18 protein-coding genes are annotated in these 18,172 nt (G+C 74.5%); 6 read left to right on the forward strand and 12 right to left on the reverse strand.

From position 1 onward, the window contains the following. Positions 1 to 56: 56 nt before the first annotated feature. Positions 57 to 464, reverse strand: coding sequence for a rodlin (locus tag ACIQVI_RS15850; protein WP_053640312.1), 408 nt, complete (start codon positions 462 to 464; stop codon positions 57 to 59). Positions 465 to 753: 289 nt separating this feature from the next. Here ACIQVI_RS15850 and ACIQVI_RS15855 point away from each other — a divergent pair, with 289 nt between their 5' ends. Then, positions 754 to 927, forward strand: coding sequence for a hypothetical protein (locus tag ACIQVI_RS15855; protein ID WP_403595763.1), 174 nt, complete (start codon positions 754 to 756; stop codon positions 925 to 927). A gap of 110 nt (positions 928 to 1,037) precedes the next feature. Here the strand turns inward: ACIQVI_RS15855 and ACIQVI_RS15860 are convergent, their stop codons facing one another. Further along, positions 1,038 to 1,436 (reverse strand): rodlin, encoded by a 399-nt coding sequence (locus tag ACIQVI_RS15860; RefSeq protein ID WP_161374238.1) that lies wholly within the window; start codon positions 1,434 to 1,436, stop codon positions 1,038 to 1,040. A 220-nt stretch (positions 1,437 to 1,656) separates the two neighbouring features. Between ACIQVI_RS15860 and ACIQVI_RS15865 the strand changes: the two genes are divergently transcribed. Both ACIQVI_RS15865 and ACIQVI_RS15870 read left to right on the forward strand, forming a co-directional pair. Continuing rightward, entirely contained in the window at positions 1,657 to 2,067 is a 411-nt protein-coding gene (locus tag ACIQVI_RS15865; RefSeq protein ID WP_351972213.1) for a rodlin, read from the forward strand. Between the two features lie 283 nt (positions 2,068 to 2,350). Continuing rightward, the gene (locus tag ACIQVI_RS15870; protein WP_351972214.1) at positions 2,351 to 2,584 is read left to right on the forward strand and encodes a chaplin; all 234 of its coding nucleotides are present in this window, start codon (positions 2,351 to 2,353) and stop codon (positions 2,582 to 2,584) included. Positions 2,585 to 2,670: 86 nt separating this feature from the next. Here the strand turns inward: ACIQVI_RS15870 and ACIQVI_RS15875 are convergent, their stop codons facing one another. Further along, a complete protein-coding gene (locus ACIQVI_RS15875) occupies positions 2,671 to 3,984 on the reverse strand; it encodes an ATP-grasp domain-containing protein (RefSeq protein WP_403595768.1) in 1,314 nt (437 codons plus the stop codon). A gap of 156 nt (positions 3,985 to 4,140) precedes the next feature. Between ACIQVI_RS15875 and ACIQVI_RS15880 the strand changes: the two genes are divergently transcribed. Then, the gene (locus ACIQVI_RS15880; RefSeq protein ID WP_403595771.1) at positions 4,141 to 5,745 is read left to right on the forward strand and encodes a glycoside hydrolase family 26 protein; all 1,605 of its coding nucleotides are present in this window, start codon (positions 4,141 to 4,143) and stop codon (positions 5,743 to 5,745) included. 12 nt (positions 5,746 to 5,757) lie between these two features. On the opposite strand, the gene ACIQVI_RS15885 is transcribed toward ACIQVI_RS15880, so the two are convergent. The 8 genes from ACIQVI_RS15885 to ACIQVI_RS15920 form a co-directional block, all read right to left on the reverse strand. Continuing rightward, entirely contained in the window at positions 5,758 to 6,897 is a 1,140-nt protein-coding gene (locus tag ACIQVI_RS15885) for a GNAT family N-acetyltransferase (RefSeq protein ID WP_403595775.1), read from the reverse strand. Then, positions 6,894 to 7,559 carry a lipopolysaccharide biosynthesis protein gene (locus ACIQVI_RS15890; RefSeq protein WP_403595778.1) on the reverse strand — a complete coding sequence of 222 codons (666 nt, stop codon included), beginning with the start codon at positions 7,557 to 7,559 and terminating at the stop codon, positions 6,894 to 6,896. The genes ACIQVI_RS15885 and ACIQVI_RS15890 overlap by 4 nt, the downstream gene beginning before the upstream one ends. Before the next feature lie 14 nt (positions 7,560 to 7,573). Next, on the reverse strand, positions 7,574 to 8,707 hold the full coding sequence (locus ACIQVI_RS15895; RefSeq protein WP_403595781.1) for a glycosyltransferase: 1,134 nt from the start codon (positions 8,705 to 8,707) through the stop codon (positions 7,574 to 7,576). Then, the gene (locus ACIQVI_RS15900; RefSeq protein WP_351972225.1) at positions 8,704 to 9,435 is read right to left on the reverse strand and encodes a polysaccharide deacetylase family protein; all 732 of its coding nucleotides are present in this window, start codon (positions 9,433 to 9,435) and stop codon (positions 8,704 to 8,706) included. Before ACIQVI_RS15900 ends, ACIQVI_RS15895 begins: the two co-directional genes overlap by 4 nt. Further along, entirely contained in the window at positions 9,404 to 11,152 is a 1,749-nt protein-coding gene (locus tag ACIQVI_RS15905; protein WP_403595784.1) for a lipid II flippase MurJ, read from the reverse strand. Before ACIQVI_RS15905 ends, ACIQVI_RS15900 begins: the two co-directional genes overlap by 32 nt. A gap of 418 nt (positions 11,153 to 11,570) precedes the next feature. Further along, entirely contained in the window at positions 11,571 to 12,923 is a 1,353-nt protein-coding gene (locus ACIQVI_RS15910; RefSeq protein WP_403595787.1) for an O-antigen ligase family protein, read from the reverse strand. A gap of 2 nt (positions 12,924 to 12,925) precedes the next feature. Beyond that, complete coding sequence (locus tag ACIQVI_RS15915) at positions 12,926 to 14,386, reverse strand: sugar transferase (protein ID WP_403595790.1); 1,461 nt, start codon at positions 14,384 to 14,386, stop codon at positions 12,926 to 12,928. Next, positions 14,383 to 15,516 carry a glycosyltransferase gene (locus ACIQVI_RS15920; protein ID WP_403595793.1) on the reverse strand — a complete coding sequence of 378 codons (1,134 nt, stop codon included), beginning with the start codon at positions 15,514 to 15,516 and terminating at the stop codon, positions 14,383 to 14,385. The genes ACIQVI_RS15915 and ACIQVI_RS15920 overlap by 4 nt, the downstream gene beginning before the upstream one ends. Positions 15,517 to 15,971: 455 nt before the next feature. On the opposite strand from ACIQVI_RS15920, the gene ACIQVI_RS15925 reads away from it, so the two are divergent. Both ACIQVI_RS15925 and ACIQVI_RS15930 read left to right on the forward strand, forming a co-directional pair. Then, entirely contained in the window at positions 15,972 to 16,211 is a 240-nt protein-coding gene (locus ACIQVI_RS15925; protein WP_402442539.1) for a chaplin, read from the forward strand. 471 nt (positions 16,212 to 16,682) lie between these two features. Beyond that, on the forward strand, positions 16,683 to 16,964 hold the full coding sequence (locus ACIQVI_RS15930) for a hypothetical protein (RefSeq protein WP_351973197.1): 282 nt from the start codon (positions 16,683 to 16,685) through the stop codon (positions 16,962 to 16,964). A gap of 524 nt (positions 16,965 to 17,488) precedes the next feature. Here ACIQVI_RS15930 and ACIQVI_RS15935 read toward each other — a convergent pair. Then, the gene (locus ACIQVI_RS15935) at positions 17,489 to 18,073 is read right to left on the reverse strand and encodes a hypothetical protein (RefSeq protein ID WP_403595797.1); all 585 of its coding nucleotides are present in this window, start codon (positions 18,071 to 18,073) and stop codon (positions 17,489 to 17,491) included. Positions 18,074 to 18,172: the final 99 nt, after the last annotated feature.

Here is an 18,172-nt window from a genome sequence, read left to right on the forward strand (position 1 = left end):
CCCGCCACCCCTCCGAAGAGGGGCGGCGGGGCCGCTCCGGAACCGGGGCCGGTCGCTCAGCCGTTGCCGGCGCCGTTGCCCGACAGGACCGGGATGTCGCTGAGGATGTGCGACAGCGGCTCGTCGCCCTTGGCCTGGGTGGAGTTCTCGACGCACTGCTGGTTCTGCGGGGAGGACAGGACGTTGATGTCCTGGACCGTGATCGGGACGAGGCCGATCAGCGAACCGGCGTTGACCTTGGCCGGCAGGCCCACGCACGGCTTGTTCAGCGAGCCCTGGACCAGCGCCAGCTGCGGGCTCATGTTGCCGTAGGTCGCGGAGTTGCCGTACACCTGGCTGGCACCGTTGCCGCTGAGCGAGGTGGTGCCCCCGTCGTCGGCGATCGCGAGCGCCTGCCCGGCACCCGTCGCCGTCACGCCGAGGACGGACGCGGCCACAGCAGCCGTAGCGAACAGCTTCTTCATCAGTTCAGGCCTTTCGGATACTGGCCCGCCGATTGCCGGGCCGCACTGATCAACCGGTCAAAATCCCGGAGGTTCCGGGAAGTCCACCGGACGGACTACGAGCAGATGAGCGAAATCCCCTCGCCCGCGCCACTTTTCGACTGCCCGCACCGTGTTTCGACCCGCTCGCACACAGGTGCGCGACGCGACATGAAGAGGGTGAATCACCCTCCCGCGGCCTTTGTGTAATGATGCGGGAATCGCAGCGGAAGGAGCGAAGATGGCGCCGGACCCCGGTAAATGGGAACGGATGGCCTTCATTCCGAAGAGCCGGTACGTGAGCGACCCGACCCCCGCCGACCGCACCCCTTTCCCGGTCTATTCCGCCCTGGTGACGCAGTGGACGCAGGCGGGCCGCGCGGTGCCGGGGATGCCGGACCGCGAGTGGGAGCGCCTGATGGCGGCCCCGGTCTGGCCCCGCTGAGGAGTGAAGGCCGAGCAGCGAGGGCCGAGGGGTGAAGGCCGAGAGACGGAAGTCGAGCAGCGAAAGGGGCCGCTCCCTCGGGAGCGGCCCCTGACGCGTGGACGCGAACGTCAGTTGTTGCCGACGCCGTTGCCCGACAGGATCGGGATGTCCTCCAGGATGTGCGACAGCGGCTCGTCGCCCTTCGCCTGGGTGGAGTTCTCGACGCACTGCTGGTTCTGCGGGGACGACAGGACGTTGACGTCCTGGACGGTGATCGGGATGAGACCGATCAGCGAACCGGCGTTGACCTTGGCCGGCAGGCCGATGCAGGGCTTGTTCAGCGAGCCCTGGACCAGCGCCATCTGCGGGCTCATGTTGCCGTAGGTGGCGGAGTTGCCGAACGCCTGGGTGGCACCGTTGCCGCTGAGCGAGGTGGTGCCGCCGTCGTTGCTGATGGCGAGCGCCGGGGAGGCCACGGCGGCGATGGAGACGGCCGCGGCCGCAGTGGCCATAACCTTCTTGAACACGGGAGTTCCCTTCATAGAACCGGCTCCGTGCAGGGAGCCACCCGATCAACAGGGAGCCGGACGCCGGGGTTCCGCCGTGTCACCCTCTTGGCGGAGCGCGCGCGGCAGCGCGAAACGGGGCCCCAGTCGAACGGGTGAAGGGCCGGAACCAAACCCTCCGACGGCAGTTGAGCCGGTCGCATCAATCAGGTCGATTGGTGGGAACAGGAACGGAATCACCGTGATCAAGAAGATTGTGGCGGCTGCGGCTGTTACGGCCTCCGTCGTCGGCGCTTCTGCCGCGGCGGCCTCCCCGGCGCTGGCCATCGCCGACGACGGCGGCACCACCTCGCTCAGCGGCAACGGCGCCTCCCAGGCGTTCGGAAACTCGGAGACCGCGGGCGACCAGAGCCCGCAGCTCACCCTGGTCCAGGGCTCGCTGAACAAGCCCTGCCTCGGTATTCCGGTCAAGGGCAACCTCGGCTCCCTCATCGGTGGCATCCCGGTCACCGTCCAGGACGTCAACGTCCTGTCCTCCCCGCAGAACCAGCAGTGCGCGGAGAACTCCACCCAGGCCAAGGGCGACGAGCCGCTGTCGCACCTCCTCAGCGACATCCCCGTCCTCTCCGGGAACGGCATCGGCAACAGCTGATCCGGAGCGCGTACGACCGGATTGCCGCGACAGGGCCGGAAGGGAACCCCGTGTTCCCTTCCGGCCCCGTCCGTTTCCGGAACCGTTCCGTGCGCATCCGCTGCTGTTCCGTATGAGCGGTTCCGTGCGGGCAATGGGGTGAAACAATCCCCTCCGGAGTTATTCCGGTTTCCTTTGTGCGGGATGTTCGTTGTGTTGTGTACAGCGGAGGCCGGGGAACTTCCCTCCCCGGGCATCACGAGATCCGTGAGAATTCTTCCGCCGAGGAAAGGATCCAGACGAAATGAACTGTAAGAAGGCTGCGGCCGTCGTCGCCGGAATCGTCCTGGCCATGGGTGTGGCGTCGCCCGCCTTCGCGGACGCCGACGCGGAGGGTGCGGCCGTCGGCTCGCCCGGCGTCCTGTCCGGCAACGTCATCCAGGTCCCGATCCACATCCCGGTCAACGTCTGCGGCAACAGCGTGAACGTCATCGCGCTGCTGAACCCGGCCTTCGGCAACGTCTGCGTCAACGACTGACCCGACGCGGTACGCGGACAGGCACGGGGCCGGCCCCGGGAGCACGCGCTCCCCGGGGCCGGCCCTTCGTCGTGCCGCCACCGCGTTCAGCGGGGGGTGAGCCGGTCGGAGGAGTCCTCCGGCGCCCCGCGCGGCGCCGGAGGCCCGGTGGCGGCCGCCGGGCGCGCCCCGCCGGACGCCCACCGCCCGCGCAGCGCCGCCAGGGCCTTGCGCAGCAGGTGGGCGAGCCAGGTGCGGCCCATGACCAGCGCGGGCAGCGGGTCGTCGGCCGCCCACCACGCCCACTCGGTCCGCCGCCGCACCCCGCCGGTCTCGGCCGCGTACCTCCGGCGCGGGACGGCGAGCAGCGAGAGCAGCGCGTAGTTCTCGGCCACGAACCGGCGCCCGTACGCGGGGGAGGGAGGGGGTACGGGGCGCCCGGTGAGGTCCAGGTGCAGCGCCCGGACCGCGTCCAGGCCGTCCTGGTCGGCGAAGAGCCGGAACTGCGCGCCGGGCCGGGGGTTGAAGTCGAGCAGGTGGTACGCGCCGGTCGTCCGGTCGAGCCGGAAGTCCAGGTCGCACACGCCCCGGTAGCCCAGCGCGTCGAGCAGGGCGCGGGCCGTCCGGTCCACGGCCGGGTTCACCGTCCAGCGGCCCGTGGCGGTGAGCCCGGCCCCGGTGGGCCAGGCGCGCTCCTTGCGGCCGGTCGCGCCGGTCGGGCAGCGGCCCGCGGAGTCCACGTACCCCTGGAAGAACCAGTCCAGGTCGCGGCCGGCCGGGAGGAGTTCCTGGAGCAGCAGGCGGCTGCCGGCCTCCGGGGAGCGGGCGTACAGCTCCCGGACCTCGGCGAGCGAGCGCACGATCGACGTGCTGCGCAGCCCGGCGCCGGCCGGCAGCAGCCAGGGCCTGCTCCACTTGGCGACCACCGGCAGGCCGAGCGCCCAGGCCATGGCGGCGGCCTCGTCGGCGCCGGTGGGGAGCGCGGTACGGGGGTGGGGGAGGCCCAGGGCCGCGCAGGTCTCGGCGAGCGCCGCCTTGTCGGCGACCCGCAGCAGTTGCGCCTCGGTCTGCTCGGGCAGCAGGAAGCGCGGGGCGAGTTCGGCGCGGCGGCGGGCCAGGGCGAGCGCGGTGACGTCGTCCAGCGGGACGGCGACCAGGGAGGCCGAGGGCCCGTCGGAGACCTCGTCCCCGACCCGGAGGAGGAAGTCGGCCAGCTCGGCGGAGGTGGCGGCGGCGGGGCCGGGGCGGGCCGACCGGAGGTGGCGGGAGCGGGCCACCGGACTCGTCCGCGATTCGACGACGGCGTGGACCGGAATTCCCGCCCGGCCCAGGGAACGGACCGCCCCGAGGGTGCCGTGGTGAAAGGGGTTCCGGTCGAGCCGCACGAGGACGGCCGGGACGCGGGTGTCAAAACTCGGCACGTCGTGCCCTTCGTCTCGGTGCACCAACCGGGCGATCAAATCCTCTAATGGACTAGCGAGCAGAGGAAAGCCGAGTTCACGGACGGCTTATTAGGAATACTTTCAGAACATCGGATTGACGATCCATCACCTGGCGCACGACGCGGAGGAGCGGCCATGAAAGCTGCATGTCGGAGAAGTTCGAGAGCGTGGCTGGGGGTGTTCACCGCCGGCCTTCTCGCCTCGGGTTCCCTCGCGCTGTCGCCCCCCGCCGGCGCCGCCGAATCCGCCACGGAACGGGAGGCGGAAGGGACGGGGAGGACGCGGGAGGCGCGGGAACCCGCGCCCTCGGTCGCCGGTGCCATGGGCGCCTTCCTCTCCTCGGGCGCGTACGGGGTCGCCCGCATCGCCGAGCTCGAACGCTGGCTCGGCGGCCGCGAACTCCGCGTCGGCCACACCTATCTGCCCGGCGACCGCTGGAAGAACATCGAGGGCCCCCCGGGCTTCCTCGACGCCTGGGCGGACTGGCGCAACGAGAAGGCCGACCGCCTCTTCGTCCTCAACGTCCCCATGATGGAGCGCAACGAAGCCCGCGTCCCCGACGCCGAGGTCCGCCGCCTGCTCCGGCTCGGCGCGTCCGGCGCCTACGACCACCACTTCAGGACCCTCGCCCGGCGCCTGGTCGAGCTGAACGCGAACGACACCGTCCTCGTCCTCGGCTGGGAGATGAACGGCACCACCTACACCCACCGGTGCGGCCCCGACCCCGAGGCCTGGAAGGCGTACTGGAACCGCATCGTCGCCGCGATGCGGTCCGTCCCCGGCCAGGCGTTCCGCTTCGACTTCAACCCGAGCCGCGGCCGCGACGCCGTCCCGTGGACCGAGTGTTACCCGGGCGACGGCGTCGTCGACATCATCGGCATGGATTCGTACGACCAGCCGCCGGGGAGCAGTTTCGACGAGCACGTCAACGAGCCGTACGGCCTCCGGAAGCAGGTCGAATTCGCCGCCGAGCACGGAAAACTGATCTCCTATCCGGAATGGGGCCTCTTCCGGAACGGCGACAATCCGGAATACATGCGCCGGATGCTCGAATGGATGAATCAGCACAAGCCGCTGTACCACACGATCACCGATTACTGCCCGCACGGCGTCTGGCAGTGCGACGACAACCCGCGCTCCTCGCTGGTGTTCCGTCAGATGCTGTACGGGAAGGAGCCGGAACTCCCGACGCAGCCGGAGCCGACGCCCGTGCCGACGCAGCCCACGGAGCCGACGCCCACGGAGCCCGTTCCGACGGAGCCCACGCAGCCGGAGCCGAAGCCCGAGGCGACGCCGATTCCGACGCAGCCGACCCCGACTCCGACCCCGACTGCGACGCAGCCGACTCCGGTCCCGACGTCCACTCCCACGCCCACCCCGACCCCGACGCAGTCCGAGCCCAAACCCGCACCCACCCCGACGCCGACCCCGACTCCCACCCCGACCCCGACGCAGCCGAAGCCGGAACCGGAGCCCACGCCGACCCCCACCCCGACCCCGACTCCCACCCCCACGCAGCCCGAGCCCAAGCCCGCGCCGACCCCCGTGCCCGAGCCCACGCCCGTACCCCTGCCCACCCCCACACCCACTCCCACCCCCGCCCCGAACTGCTGGACCGTCAACCTCGGTTCCTGGGTGGAGAGCTGGATCGGCGGGCCCGTCTGCGTCCCGAAGGAGTCCTGGAAGAAGGAGGCCGACCTCGGCTGGAAGGACGCGCTCAAGGGCGTCTGGCCCTTCTGACCGGAGCGGAGCTCATCCGCCGCCGTGGGGCGGGCGCCCCTTGACCCGGTCGAGCGCCCGCCCCGCCCAGGCCCGTTCCCGCGCCTGGCGGGCCGCCCAGTTCCGCGCGCCGGCCGCGCCCGCGCGGAGCCAGAGCAGCGGGGCCGTACCGGGCCCGGCGAGGAGCAGCCGGCGGTTGCGCACGGGCTCCGGACGCCAGTGCTGCTTGTACGGTTCGCTGCCCCGCAACATGCTCAGCGTGGCCCGCCCGCCCGCACTGGTCTCGCGGGCCCCGTGCCGCAGCAGCATCGCCGCCACGTCGACCTTGCGGGCCCGCAGCTCGGGGTCGGCCCCGTACAGGTAACCGCCGGCCAGGCGCGGCGACATCAGGGTCAGGTCGGCGGCGACCACGTCCCCGGCCAGCCGGAACTCGGTGACCATCGCGTCCCCCCGCTCCACCATGGGCCGCACGGCCCGGTTCAGGTGCTGGGCGAAGCGCTCGCTGGTGTGCTCGGCGGTGACGCCCCGGCCCTGCCACTGGAGCCGGTGCAGCGCCAGGAGCCGGTCCAGGGCGGCCGGGACCTCCTCGCCGGTCACCACGCGCGCGTCGATGCCGAGCGCGTCCAGCTTCCGCAGCTTGGCCCGTACCCGCTGGGCCTTCCCGGAGGGGATCCGTTCGAGGAGGCCCTCCATCGGGACGGCGGGCAGCTCCAGGCACAGCGAGTCGGGCAGCCGCCTGCGCGGCCCCCGCCAGTGCGCGAAGACCCGCTCGCCGGCCGCGCCGGGCCGGACCTCCCGCAGGTCGACCACCGCGCCCCGGGCGACCCGCGCGACCGCCCGGGCCAGGGCGGGAGCCGCCTCCGGGCAGCCGTCGTCGAGGAGCACGTCCGTGAAGTCGGTGATCGAGCCGCCGAGCAGGGTGAGCACGGGCAGCGGACCCCGGACCCGCATCAGGGGCGCGGCGGCGACCAGCACGCCGTCCCCGCGCCGTACGAGCACCACCCGCAGCGCACCGGGCCGCCCGTACGAGAGCCACCAGGAGTGCAGCCAGGAGTGGGACTGGAAGGGGGTGGCGGAGGAGCAGCGGCCGTACAGCGCCGTCCACTCGGCCGCGAGCCGCCCGAACCCCTCCTCGTCACGGCAGACCTCCGTCCGCAGGGCGCCCGCGCTCACACCGTCTCCGGCTGGTGCGCGGCCGCCGCCGGGGCGGGCACCGAGGTCCCGCCCCGGCGGGAGTGGCGGGACTCGCCGCGCGCGGCGGCGCGCTTCGGGCGGACCAGCAGGCCCAGGCCGCCGAGCAGACCGCCCGCGCAGCCGCCGACGAGCGCGGAGAGCGGCGCGGACGGGGAGACCGGGTCGACGGGCTTCGTGGCGCGGGAGAACTGCACGACCTTCACGCCCGTGCTGGCCGCCACGTGCGAGCTGTCGAGGATGAGCGCGCGGGCCACCCCGTCGGCCATGGACACGGCCTTCGAGGGCCGCTCGGCCCGTGCGGTGATCGAGATCATCGGGGCGTCCGGGGAGGTCTCCGCCGTCACCTTCTTCCGCAGCGTCGCGGCGGTCACCCCGGCCCACACCTGGGCGTCGCCGGTCACCGCGATGTCGGTGGCGACCCGCCCGTACGCCTGGGCGAAGCCGAGCGCCCCCGCCGGGTCGGACTTCCCGGCCGGTACGACGATGACGTAGCTGGTCGCCGCGTACTCCGGGGTCTTCAGGGCCCCGTAGCCGCCGCCGAGCACGGCCCCGGCGAGGACGGCGGCGGGCAGCACGGCCCAGCGGCCGGGGAGGCGGAGCCCGGCGGACGGGAAGGCGCGGGACGGTGTGGTGGTCTTCATGGGTCGGGCTTCTCTCAGTTCACGCGGGTCGATGGGGTGGGGACGGCCTGGTCGTAGAGGGACAGCAACTGCCGTGCGCTGCGCGCGATGTCGTAGTGGCGGGCGGCCTCCGGCACCGGGAGCCGGGCGGGCCGGGCCTCCCCGAGGCCGCGGAGGGCGGCGGCCAGCCCGGGGACGCCCCCGCCGGTCCGGCGCGCGCCCGGGGCCGCGTCCGCCGGCAGGTCCTCGATCGCCGGGCAGGCCGCGTACAGGACGGGGAGGCCCGCCGCGAGCGCCTCGACGACCGCGAGCCCGAAGGCCTCGTCGGGGGAGGCGGAGACGAAGACGTCCATCGCGGCCAGCAGTCCGGGCAGCGAGGGCCCGGCCGACCCGGCGGGCGGCGGGTCCTCGCACGCCCCCGGGAGCAGCACCCGGTCGGCCGCCCCGAGGGTGCGGGCGAGCCGCAGCAGCTCCTCCCGCTCGCCGCCCTCCCCGACGAGCAGCAGCCGGGCCTCCGGGACCGCCGCCACCGCCCGTACGAGCAGGTCGAAGCGCTTCCCGGGGGCCAGCCGCCCCACCCCGCCGACGACGTACGCGTCCTCGGGGAGGCCGAGCGCCGCCCGGGTCCGGCGGCGGGCGTCCGGGTCGAACGCGAACCGGGCGGTCTCGATGCCGTTCGGCACCACCCGGATGCGCTCCTCGGGCACCCCCCAGTCCGCGAGGCGGCGGGCCACGCTGGGCGAGACGGCGACCGTGGAGGTGCCGAGCCGCTCGGACGCCAGGTACAGGGCGCGGGTGCCCGCCGACAGCGGCCGGCCCTCGATCTGGTGCTCGCCGAGCGAGTGCTCGGTGGCCACGATCCGGCGCACCCCGGCGAGCCGGGCCGCCGTCCTGCCGTACACGCACGCCCGGTACAGATGCGTGTGCACGAGGTCGTAGCGGCCCTGCCGGACGATCCGGGCGAGCCGGGGGAGCGCCCCGAGGTCGCGGTTGCCGGTCATGCCGAGGTGGGTGACGGGGGTGCCGTCCGCCTCGATGCCCGTGGCGACCGCGCCCGGGTTGGTGAGCGTCACCACCCGGCCCTGGACGGGGAGGTGGCGCAGCAGGAGCCGCAGCTGCTGCTCGGCGCCGCCGATGCCGAGCCCGGTGATGACGTGCAGGACCCTCATCGCGCGCCCACCACGGCCGGGCCGTACGGGACGGGGACCGCCAGGTCGGCGGGGTGACGGCGGCGCAGCGGGTGCAGCAGGCGCTTGGCGGCGAGCCGCCAGGAGGTGTCGTTCTCGCCGATGTGGATCCGGGGCAGGGCGTACGCGCCGGTGTACGGGCCCGGGTCGATCGCGCAGGCGTAGCGGTAGCCGGCCCGGCGCACGGCCCGCATCGCGCGCGGGTCGACCCGCCCGTACGGGTAGCAGAAGCCCTCCACCGGACGGCCCGTCATCTCCTCCAGGAGCTCGCGGCTGCGCCGGGTCTCGGCGGCGAGCGTCCGGTCGTCGGCCTCGGGCAGCGCCACGTGCGTCAGGCCGTGCGAGCCGATCTCCATCCCGGAGCGGGAGATCCGCCGGATCTCCGCCCCGGAGAGCAGCCGCTTGCGCGGACCGGCCGCGTCCCAGCCGTTCTCGCCGCCGAGCCGGCCCGGCAGGACGTACACCGTGGCCGTGAAGCCGTGCCGGCGGAGCAGCGGCAGCGCCGAGTCGGCGAAGTCGGCGTAGCCGTCGTCGAAGGTCAGGCCCACCAGGCCCTTGGCGCGGCCCTCGGCGGTGGCGGCCAGCAGCTCCCGCACCGACACCCCGCGCAGCCCCCGGTCGCCCAGCCAGCGCAGCTGCCGGGCGAAGCGCGCCGGGGAGACGGTCACCCGGTACGGATCATCGGCGGTGTCCGCGACCGAGTGGTACATCGCCACCCACAGGGGCGCCCTTCCCCGTGCGGGAGGGGCGTTTCGCGGGGGAGGGCTCCCGAGCGGGGGAGGGCTCCCGAGCGGGGGAAGGCTCCCGAGCGGAGGAAGGCTTCCCCGCCGGGGCAGGCTCCTTCGCAGGGGCGGCTTCGGCAGCAGACGGCTCAGCGCGGTGACGGCGGGCATGGGGGGTCCTCCGATAGGCGGAGCGGGGCAGGGACGGAAGGCCGGACGCCTCGGGGGCGCAGGCGAGGAGGAGCAGGAAGACGCCGCAGACGGCGAGGGCGGCGACGGCGACGGCGAGGACGGCGGGTCCGATCGCGACCGAGCAGAGCCAGCCGGCCCCGGTGGCGGCCGCGCCGGCGGCGGCGAGCCGGAGCAGCCCCGTGCCGAGCCGGCCGGCCCGGACCGGGACGGACTGGCGGTGCGCGCCCCGCAGGAGCAGGACGGCGGTCAGGGTGATGCCCAGCGCGTTCGCGGCGGCGATGCCGACCGCGCCCCAGTACTGGGCGCCGGGCACGCCCGCGACACCGGTCGCGACGAGCCCGGCGCCCATGGCGGCGGCCGGGTACCAGAGCGGGCGGGCGGCGGAGAAGTAGCAGCGGACCAGGGCGCCGACCATCGTCTGGCCCAGCAGGCCGAGGGCGTACACCCGCATGACGGCGGCGGTCGCGGTGGTGTCCGCCCCGCCGAACTCCCCCCGCTCGAAGAGGATCTCGACGATCCGGGGGGCGGCGGCGATCACCGTCGAGGCGCCCAGGAGCACGACGACGGCGGCGAGCAGCAGGTCCCGCTCGACCCGGTGGCGGGCCGTCTCCTCGTCGCCCGCCGCGAGGGCGCGGGCGACCACCGGGAAGCTGACCGTGCACAGCATCAGGGAGAGGATCATCGGCATCTGCGCGACCTTCTGCGCGTAGTTCAGGTGCGAGATGGCCCCGGCGGGCAGCGGCGAGGCGAGGAAGCGCTCGATCAGCGTCTGGGACTGGCGGCACAGCGAGAACGCGACGACCGGGGCGATCAGGCCGAGCACCAGGATCCGGCCGTCCTGCGCGCTCCGGGACGCCCGGGGCCGGAGCCGGGGCGGGGGCGGGGGCGGCGGTACGGCCCCGGAGCGCAGCTCCCGGACGAGGGAGGGCCCCTGGACGAGGACCATCAGGACCCCGCCGACCGCGACCCCCACGGCGGCCGACCGCACCCCCCACGGCTCGCGCAGGACCAGGATCGTGCCGATGATCCCCACGTTGTACGCCGTGTAGATCATGGCCGGCGGCAGGAAGCGGCCGTGCGCCCGCAGCGCGGCCGAGCAGTAGCCGACCAGGGCGAAGGAGAGCACGCAGGTCGCGGTGAGGCGCGTGCAGTCGACCGCGAGCGCCGGGTCGGGGAGGCCGGGCGCGAGGGCCGTGACGATCAGCGGGGCGGCGACGACGAGGACGACGGCGGCGAGCCCGACGGTGAGGGTGAGCCGGGGGAGCGTCCCGCGCACGAGCGCGCGCACCGGGTCGTCGAGCGCGCCGTCGCCGCGCCGGGCCAGGGCGCGGGAGAAGGCGGGCACCAGGATCAGCGCCATCGCGTCCTCGATGAGCAGCGTCGAGGCGAACTCGGGCACCGTCCACGCCACCAGGAACGCGTCGGTGGCGGCCCCGGCCCCGAAGTACCCGGCCAGGATCTGGTCCCGTACGAGTCCGAGCACCGCCCCGACGGCGGTGAGCGCGGCCGTCACGGCCGCCGCCTTCGCCAGGAAACCCCGGCCCTGCGCTTCTCCGGCCCGTGCCCGGCGGCCCCGCGCGCGCGTGCGGGCGTGGGCCCGGCGGCCGGAGCGGGGGGCCGGGGTCGGAGCCGTCGTCGGCCGCGGTGTCGAAGCCGTGGGCGCGGTGGTGGTCGCGGTCGTGGTCGTGGTGGCCGTACCGCCGGACCGGCTCCGCACGGCCACCGGGCGGGCCCCGGCGAGGCCGCCCGTGGGCACGGCGGCCCCCGGGGCCCACGGGGAGTCCGTGGGGCTCAGGGGCGAGGCCGACCAGGGGTCGGCCAGGGGGGTGCCGCAAGGCCGCCGGGGCGACCACGGCGCGGGGCGCGGCCCGTCGGACCGCGACGGGTCCGCGGGTCCCGCGTCCGTGGGCTCGGGTTCCCCGGCCCACGGGTCACGCACGTCTCGCCCCCACCAGCGACCACCAAGCCGCCAGGCCGAGGACGACCGACATCAGGACCGTCGAGGGGCCGCCGATGTCCGCGTAGAAGAAGTCGACGAGCTGCCAGACCAGCAGGCCCGTGGCGACGAGCGCGCAGTCCGCGCCGGAAACGGGACCGGAGCCGGGGCCCGAGCCGGGGCCTGATCCGACGCGGCACCCCCGCAGCGCGCCCACCAGCAGCGCCGACCAGCTGCCGACCAGGGCCAGCAGCCCCACCAGGCCCTGCTCGCTCAGGACCAGCAGGTACATGTTGTGCGGGGAGAGCAGCGGCTGCCGCTGGAAGACGGCGCCCGCGCCCGCCGTGTCGCTGCCCGAGGACAGCGCGACCGAGGCGTGCGCGTCGCGGTACTGCGGGAAGCCCTTCAGACCGACGCCCGTGAGCGGCTCCGCGCGCCACATCTCCCCGGCCGCCGCCCACATCGTGTACCGGTCGGTCACCGACTGGTCCGGCGCCCCCGTCACCCGCGTGATGCTGGCGACCCGCTGCTCCACCAGGTCCGAACCGATCCCGAGGCCGCCGACGAGGACCACCCCGAGCGCCCCCGCCGCGAGCCCGACCCGCACCGCCCGGAGCGGCCCCGCCAGGACCAGCTGGAGCGCGCAGGCGAGCACGGTCGCGATCCACGCGCCCCGGCTGAAGGAGAGGACCAGCGGAAGGAACAGCAGCCCCGCGCAGACCAGCGCGGCCGTCCGGGCCCGCCCCGGACCGCTGCCGAGCGCGATCCCCGTGACGACGACCAGACCGTACGAGACGACGGTCGCCATGCCCATCACGTCGGTGGCGCCGAAGGTGCCGACCGCCCGGATGTCCTCGCCCTGGTACGAGGCGCCCGTGCCGGTCAGGTACTGGGCGACGCCCACCGCGCCCTGGAGCAGCGCGAGCCCGACCAGGGTCCAGGCGACCACGGCGAAGTCCCGCCGGTCGCGGACCGTCAGGAGCACGGCCGCCGGGACCAGGACGAAGACCTGCACGTAGCGGGCGACGCCCGGCAGGCTCGACGCCGGGTCGTTCGAGGTGATCGCGGCCAGACAGATCCCGAGGACCGGGAGGCCGAGGACGACGGCCGCCGTACGGGTCAGCGGCCGGGCCCCGCCGCGCACCACCCGCACCAGGCAGATCAGGACGAGCAGCCCGGAGGCCGCGTCCGCGACCGTGCCCGTGCCGCCGGTGCCGCCCCGCGCCCCGCCGCCGCCCGGGACGAGCAGCAGCGCGATCACGGCGAGGACCGGGGCGAGCGCCCCGGCCCTGCGGAGCCGGTCCCGCGCCGCCGGGCCGACCACGGGCAGCGTCGCGGCCGTGGCCATCCTCAGCTCCCCGTGGGTCGGACGAGCTCGGCGGCGGTGCGCAGCAGGATGCAGACGTCCTGCCACAGCGACCAGTGGTCGATGTAGTGGTTGTCGAAGCGGCAGCGGTCCTCGATCGAGGTGTCGCCGCGCAGCCCGTGCACCTGCGCGAGCCCGGTGAGCCCCACCGGCATCCGGTGGCGGGCCGCGTAACCGGCGTGGATCTTGCTGAACTGGGCGACGAAGTACGGGCGTTCCGGCCGGGGCCCGACCAGGCTCATGTCCCCGCGCAGCACGTTCCACAGCTGCGGCAGCTCGTCCAGGGAGGTCTTCCGCAGGAAGCTCCCGGCCGCGCTCATCCGCCGGTCGCCCGCCACGTTCCAGCGGGTGGCCGACTCGGTGTCGTCCGAGGGGCGGAGCGTACGGAACTTGAGCAGCGTGAAGTGGCGTCCGTGCTGGCCCACCCGCTCCTGCCGGAAGAGGATCCCGGGGCCGTCCGAGAGGCGCACGGCCAGCGCGCAGAGCAGCAGCACGGGCAGCGCGAGCAGCAGCGCGGGGGCGGCGAGGACGATGTCGAGGGCCCGCTTGGCGGTCAGGCCGCGCCGCTCGTCCAGCGGGACGATCCGGTGCCAGGCGTACCCCCACATGTGCTCGCCCATCGGGCCGTCCTGGTGCCGGCCGCCGACCCGCCAGGTGGTGCAGCCGTACTGCTGGAAGAGCGTCACCAGACCCGGGTCGTCGTCGAGGAACACCGCGTCGCGCACGGTGTTCTGGATGACGGCCCGGTGGATCTCCTCGGTCGTGGTGAGCACCGGGAGCCCGGCCTCCCCGGCCGTCCGGGCGCCGCCCTGCTCCGGCACGCCGACGATCCCGACCGGCAGCACCCCGTACTCGGGGTGCTGGACGGCCGCCGCCGCGAACCGGCGCGCGTCCCCCGTCCCGCCGACGACCAGCGCCGACCGGGGGTGCGCCCGCGCCACCCGGCGCCGCCGCCCGATGACCAGGGCGCGGACCGCGCAGACGAGGAGGACGTGGACGGCGTACGCGGCGGAGAGCCGCAGCGGTCCGATCGCCAGGTGCGGGGAGTGCGCGGCGACGCCCGCCGCCGCCAGGCACCAGGCGACCCCGGCGCGGGAGGCGAGCGCGGGCAGCTCGTCCAGGGCCCGGACGTGCGCGGCGGGCCGGTAGAGCCCGGCGTGCCCGTCGAGGAGCAGGACGACCGCCAGGACCGGCAGGACGAGCCGGGCGTCGTGGTGCGCCGCGCTCAGGACCGAGGCGGCGGCGACGACCGCCAGGGCGTCGACCGCCACGAGCGGCGCGACCCCGGACCGCGGCCGGGTCCGGGGGCGGCGGTGGCGCGGCAGCGCGAGCCGGCCGGGGGCGCGGCGGGGCGGCGCGAGGGAGGCGAGGCCGAAGGCCCGGCCCTGGTTCGCCGCGGGCCAGGGGCCCGGCGAGGAGGGGACGCTGGTGCTTTCCGTGGTCACTGTGCGATCGGCTCTCTGTGCTCGGCCCCCCGCACTCCGGCCAGCTCGCGGTAGACGTCCGCGACGGCCGCGCCGGTGCGCCGGACATCGAAACTGCTGAGTACGTGCGCGTGGGCCTCCCGGCCCAGGCGGTGCCGCAGCTCCGGCCTGCCGAGGAGGCGGCCGAGAGCGGCGGCGAGCGCGGCCGGGTCCTCGGGCGGGACCAGGCACAGGGGTTCGTGGGCGGGCGGCAGGCTCTCCCGGGCCCCGTCGACGTCACTGACGACGACGGGCCGGCCGCTGGCCATGGCCTCCAGGGGCGCGAGCGCCATGCCCTCCCAGCGGGACGGCAGGACGACCACGTCGGCGGCCCGGTACCAGGGGACGGTGTCCCCGACGGCCCCCGCGAACCGCACCGAGGGTCCGGCGGAGGCCCGCAGGCCCTCCGCGTCCGGGCCGTCACCGACCAGGACGAGCCGGGCGGCGGGCACTTCCGCGAGGACGGTGGGCCAGGCCGAGAGCAGGACGTCCTGCCCCTTCTGGCGGCAGAGCCGGCCCACGCAGACGACCGTGGGGGCCGGATTGCGGGGCGGGCCGTCGTTCGCGAACCGGGCGGTGTCCACGCCGTTGTGGACGACCGACCAGTCCGCCTCGACCCCGGCCGCCTCGCCGGTGCGCCGCTCGGCCTCGCTCACACAGAGGATCCGGTCGGTCCAGCGGGCGCCGAACCGCTCCCAGCGCCGGGCGAGCGCGGCGGTCGTCCCCCGGACGGCCTCGAAGGACCAGGCGTGCGGCTGGTAGACCGTGGGGATCCGGCCCCGCAGGACGAGCCGGGCGCACAGCCCCGCCTTGGCGCTGTGCGCGTGGACGAGGTCGGGCCCGACCGTACGGACGAGGCGGGCCAGGGACGCGGTCTCGCGGACGAGGGCGGGGCCCGGGTCGCGGCCGGCCCGCCAGTCGTGGACCTCGGCGCCCTCGGCGCGGACGGCGGCGGACAGGACGGTGCCGGGCGGGCAGGCGACCGCAACCCGCAGGCCGGCGGCGCGCTGGGCGCGGACGAGGTCCACGACGACGCGGGCGACCCCGCCGTCACCGGGCTGGACCGCGTGCAGGACGGTGACGGACCCCGGGTCCGTGTCGAATGGTGACATCACGTCAGCGCCGGACGTCCGCCCGGGCGGCCGACATGCCGCGGGGCACGGCAAGAACCGCTGAATTCCGCATACAGGTTCTCCGCTTTGATGAGAGGAGGAAGGGAAGACCCGCGAAGGCCGGGAGGGGAGAAGGTTTCGTCCGCACGAAATGGGTGAACGCGCGGCCGGCCCGGAAGCAACGTTCGGGAAAGTTATAACCCCGAAGCGGGGCGATAGTAAGCATTAGATGCCCGGTAGTGCTAACTCCCGTATCCACGTGGCCCGTTCCTCGTTGTGCGTGTTGCGCCATTCCGCGCCCGGATGCCCCCGGACCCCTCTTTCGGCCCAAAGGACGGCCGGACGTCACCCGTTCGGGAGAGCAACCGATGGAAAACGGGGGCGTTGTTGAAGGAGTCGGACCGACCAGTCCGCGCAGTCCGATCCGTATGAATTCGATCGAGGAGTACTTCTCCATGTCCCGTATCGCCAAGGCCGTTGTCCTGTCCATGGGTGCCGCCGCCGCCGTCGCCGGTACCGCCGGTGCCGCCGTCGCCGACGCCGGCGCCGAGGCTGCGGCCGTGAAGTCCCCCGGTGTCCTCTCCGGCAACATCGCGCAGGTCCCGGTCCACATCCCGGTCAACGTCTGCGGCAACACCGTCAACGTCATCGGCGTGCTGAACCCCGCCTTCGGCAACACCTGCGCCAACGTCTGATCCGGCACGCCTGATCGGTCCTTCCGAGGCCGGTGCGCCCGCTTCCCGCGAGGGAGGGGCGCACCGGCTTTTCGTTTGTCGTCATGGGCCGTCATGTGTGGTCATGGGCCGGCACTCGCTCGGGCGCACTCCCGCGCGCCGCCCGGTGCAACGGCGTACGCCCCTTTCCGGAGCAGGGCGCGCGGGGGATTCACCCGAACGGATGCGTGGCGCTCCGTAGTTCCACGGTTGCGGAGGGCTATGGCCGCAGGCCTCGCGGGGTGGCGGCCGCCAGGGCCGCGAAGAGGGGGAACGCGTGTGCGGTCGGCAAATAGCACCGGTCTCATCGATCGGGTGCAGTGTCGAGAAATCCTTCTTCCCGGAGTTTCCGGGAAGCGCACTTCCTCGTTACAGAAGAAGAACGGCGCACGGGATTCGTCCAAGAACCCTGTGCGAGAAGTGACTTGAAAGCACATCGGAAGGATTCACCCCATGAAGCCCACCAAGGTCGCCGCGGTCGTCGCCGGTTCGCTGATGGCCCTGGGTGCCGCCGCGCCCGCCATGGCCACGGAGGCGCTCACCCCCACCAGCCTGAACGGCGGCCTGGAGGCGATCGCCGCCAACGGTCTGAAGACGGACGTGCTGAGCAGCACCACGGAGGGCTCCCCGGTGAAGACCGTGACGGACACGGCGACCCAGCTGAATCAGGCCACCAAGGGCGCGCCGCTGCTCGGTGGCCTCCCGCTCCCCGCCGGCCTTCCGCTGGGCGGCTGACCCCACATCAGTACGGGCTGCCCCCACGGGCATTCCGGAGGCCTTCGCGCCCCGTTCCCCACGGTCGGCTGATCGAATGATTTTCAGATCATCTGCCGTGTGGCCCATGCTCCACGCCCCGCTCCGGCTCTTACTCTCACGCCAGTCCCACGCGCACGTCGGTGGGTACCAGGCCGGTCGGAGCGAGGGGGGAGCCTCGTCGGCCTCTCCTTTTCTCAGAGGAAGAGCGGTATGCGGTCCATCATCAGCAGGAAAGTACTCACCGCGGCGGCAGCGACCGGAATCCTGTCGCTGAGCGGCGGATTCGCCCTTGCCGCGAGCTCCCACCCCGGCGCGGGCGACGGACCGGGCCCGGGTGCGGCCGGCCACGTCCAGGGCCCCCTGACGGCGGACGTCTGCGGCAGGATCGCGGAGAAGGGCGCCGCCGCCGCGGCGGCCGTCGGGCACCTCTGCGGCCACCCGGGAGGCCAGGGCGGCGGCTACGGCCAGGACGACGGCGGTTACGGCGGGGACGACGACGGCGGTTACGGCGAGGAGCCCTCGCACCCGCCGACGAAGCCGCCCACCACCCCGCCGACCACGCCGCCGACGACGCCTCCCACCAAGCCGCCGACGACTCCGCCGACGACTCCCCCCACCACGCCGCCGACGACCCCGCCGACGACGCCTCCCACCACACCCCCCACGACGCCGCCGACGACGCCTCCCACCACCCCGCCGACGACGCCGCCGACCACGCCTCCCACCACGCCTCCGACGACGCCTCCCACGACGCCGCCGACCACGCCTCCCACCACGCCTCCGACGACGCCTCCCACGACGCCGCCGACCACCCCGCCCACCACGCCTCCGACGACGCCTCCCACGACGCCGCCGACGAAGCCCCCGACCACTCCGCCGACGAAGCCGCCGACGACGCCTCCCACCAAGCCGCCGACGACTCCGCCGACGACCCCGCCCACCACTCCGCCGCCGACGACGACCACGCCGCCGACGACACCTCCCACCACGCCGCCGACGAAGCCCCCCACCACCCCGCCGCAGCTCCCCGAGACCGGTAGCGAGCCGGCGCTCATGGGGGCGGCCGCTGCCAGTGCCGCGCTCGTCATCGGCGGTGCCGTGGTCTACGTCCGCGCCGGACGACGGTTCGCGCGCCGGCACTGACCCCTCGTACGGACGCCGCGTCAACCGGGGCCCCCGCCTTCACC

Origin of the sequence: Streptomyces sp. NPDC098101 (assembly GCF_044760185.1) — a bacterium.
Classification (GTDB): Bacteria; Actinomycetota; Actinomycetes; order Streptomycetales; family Streptomycetaceae; genus Streptomyces.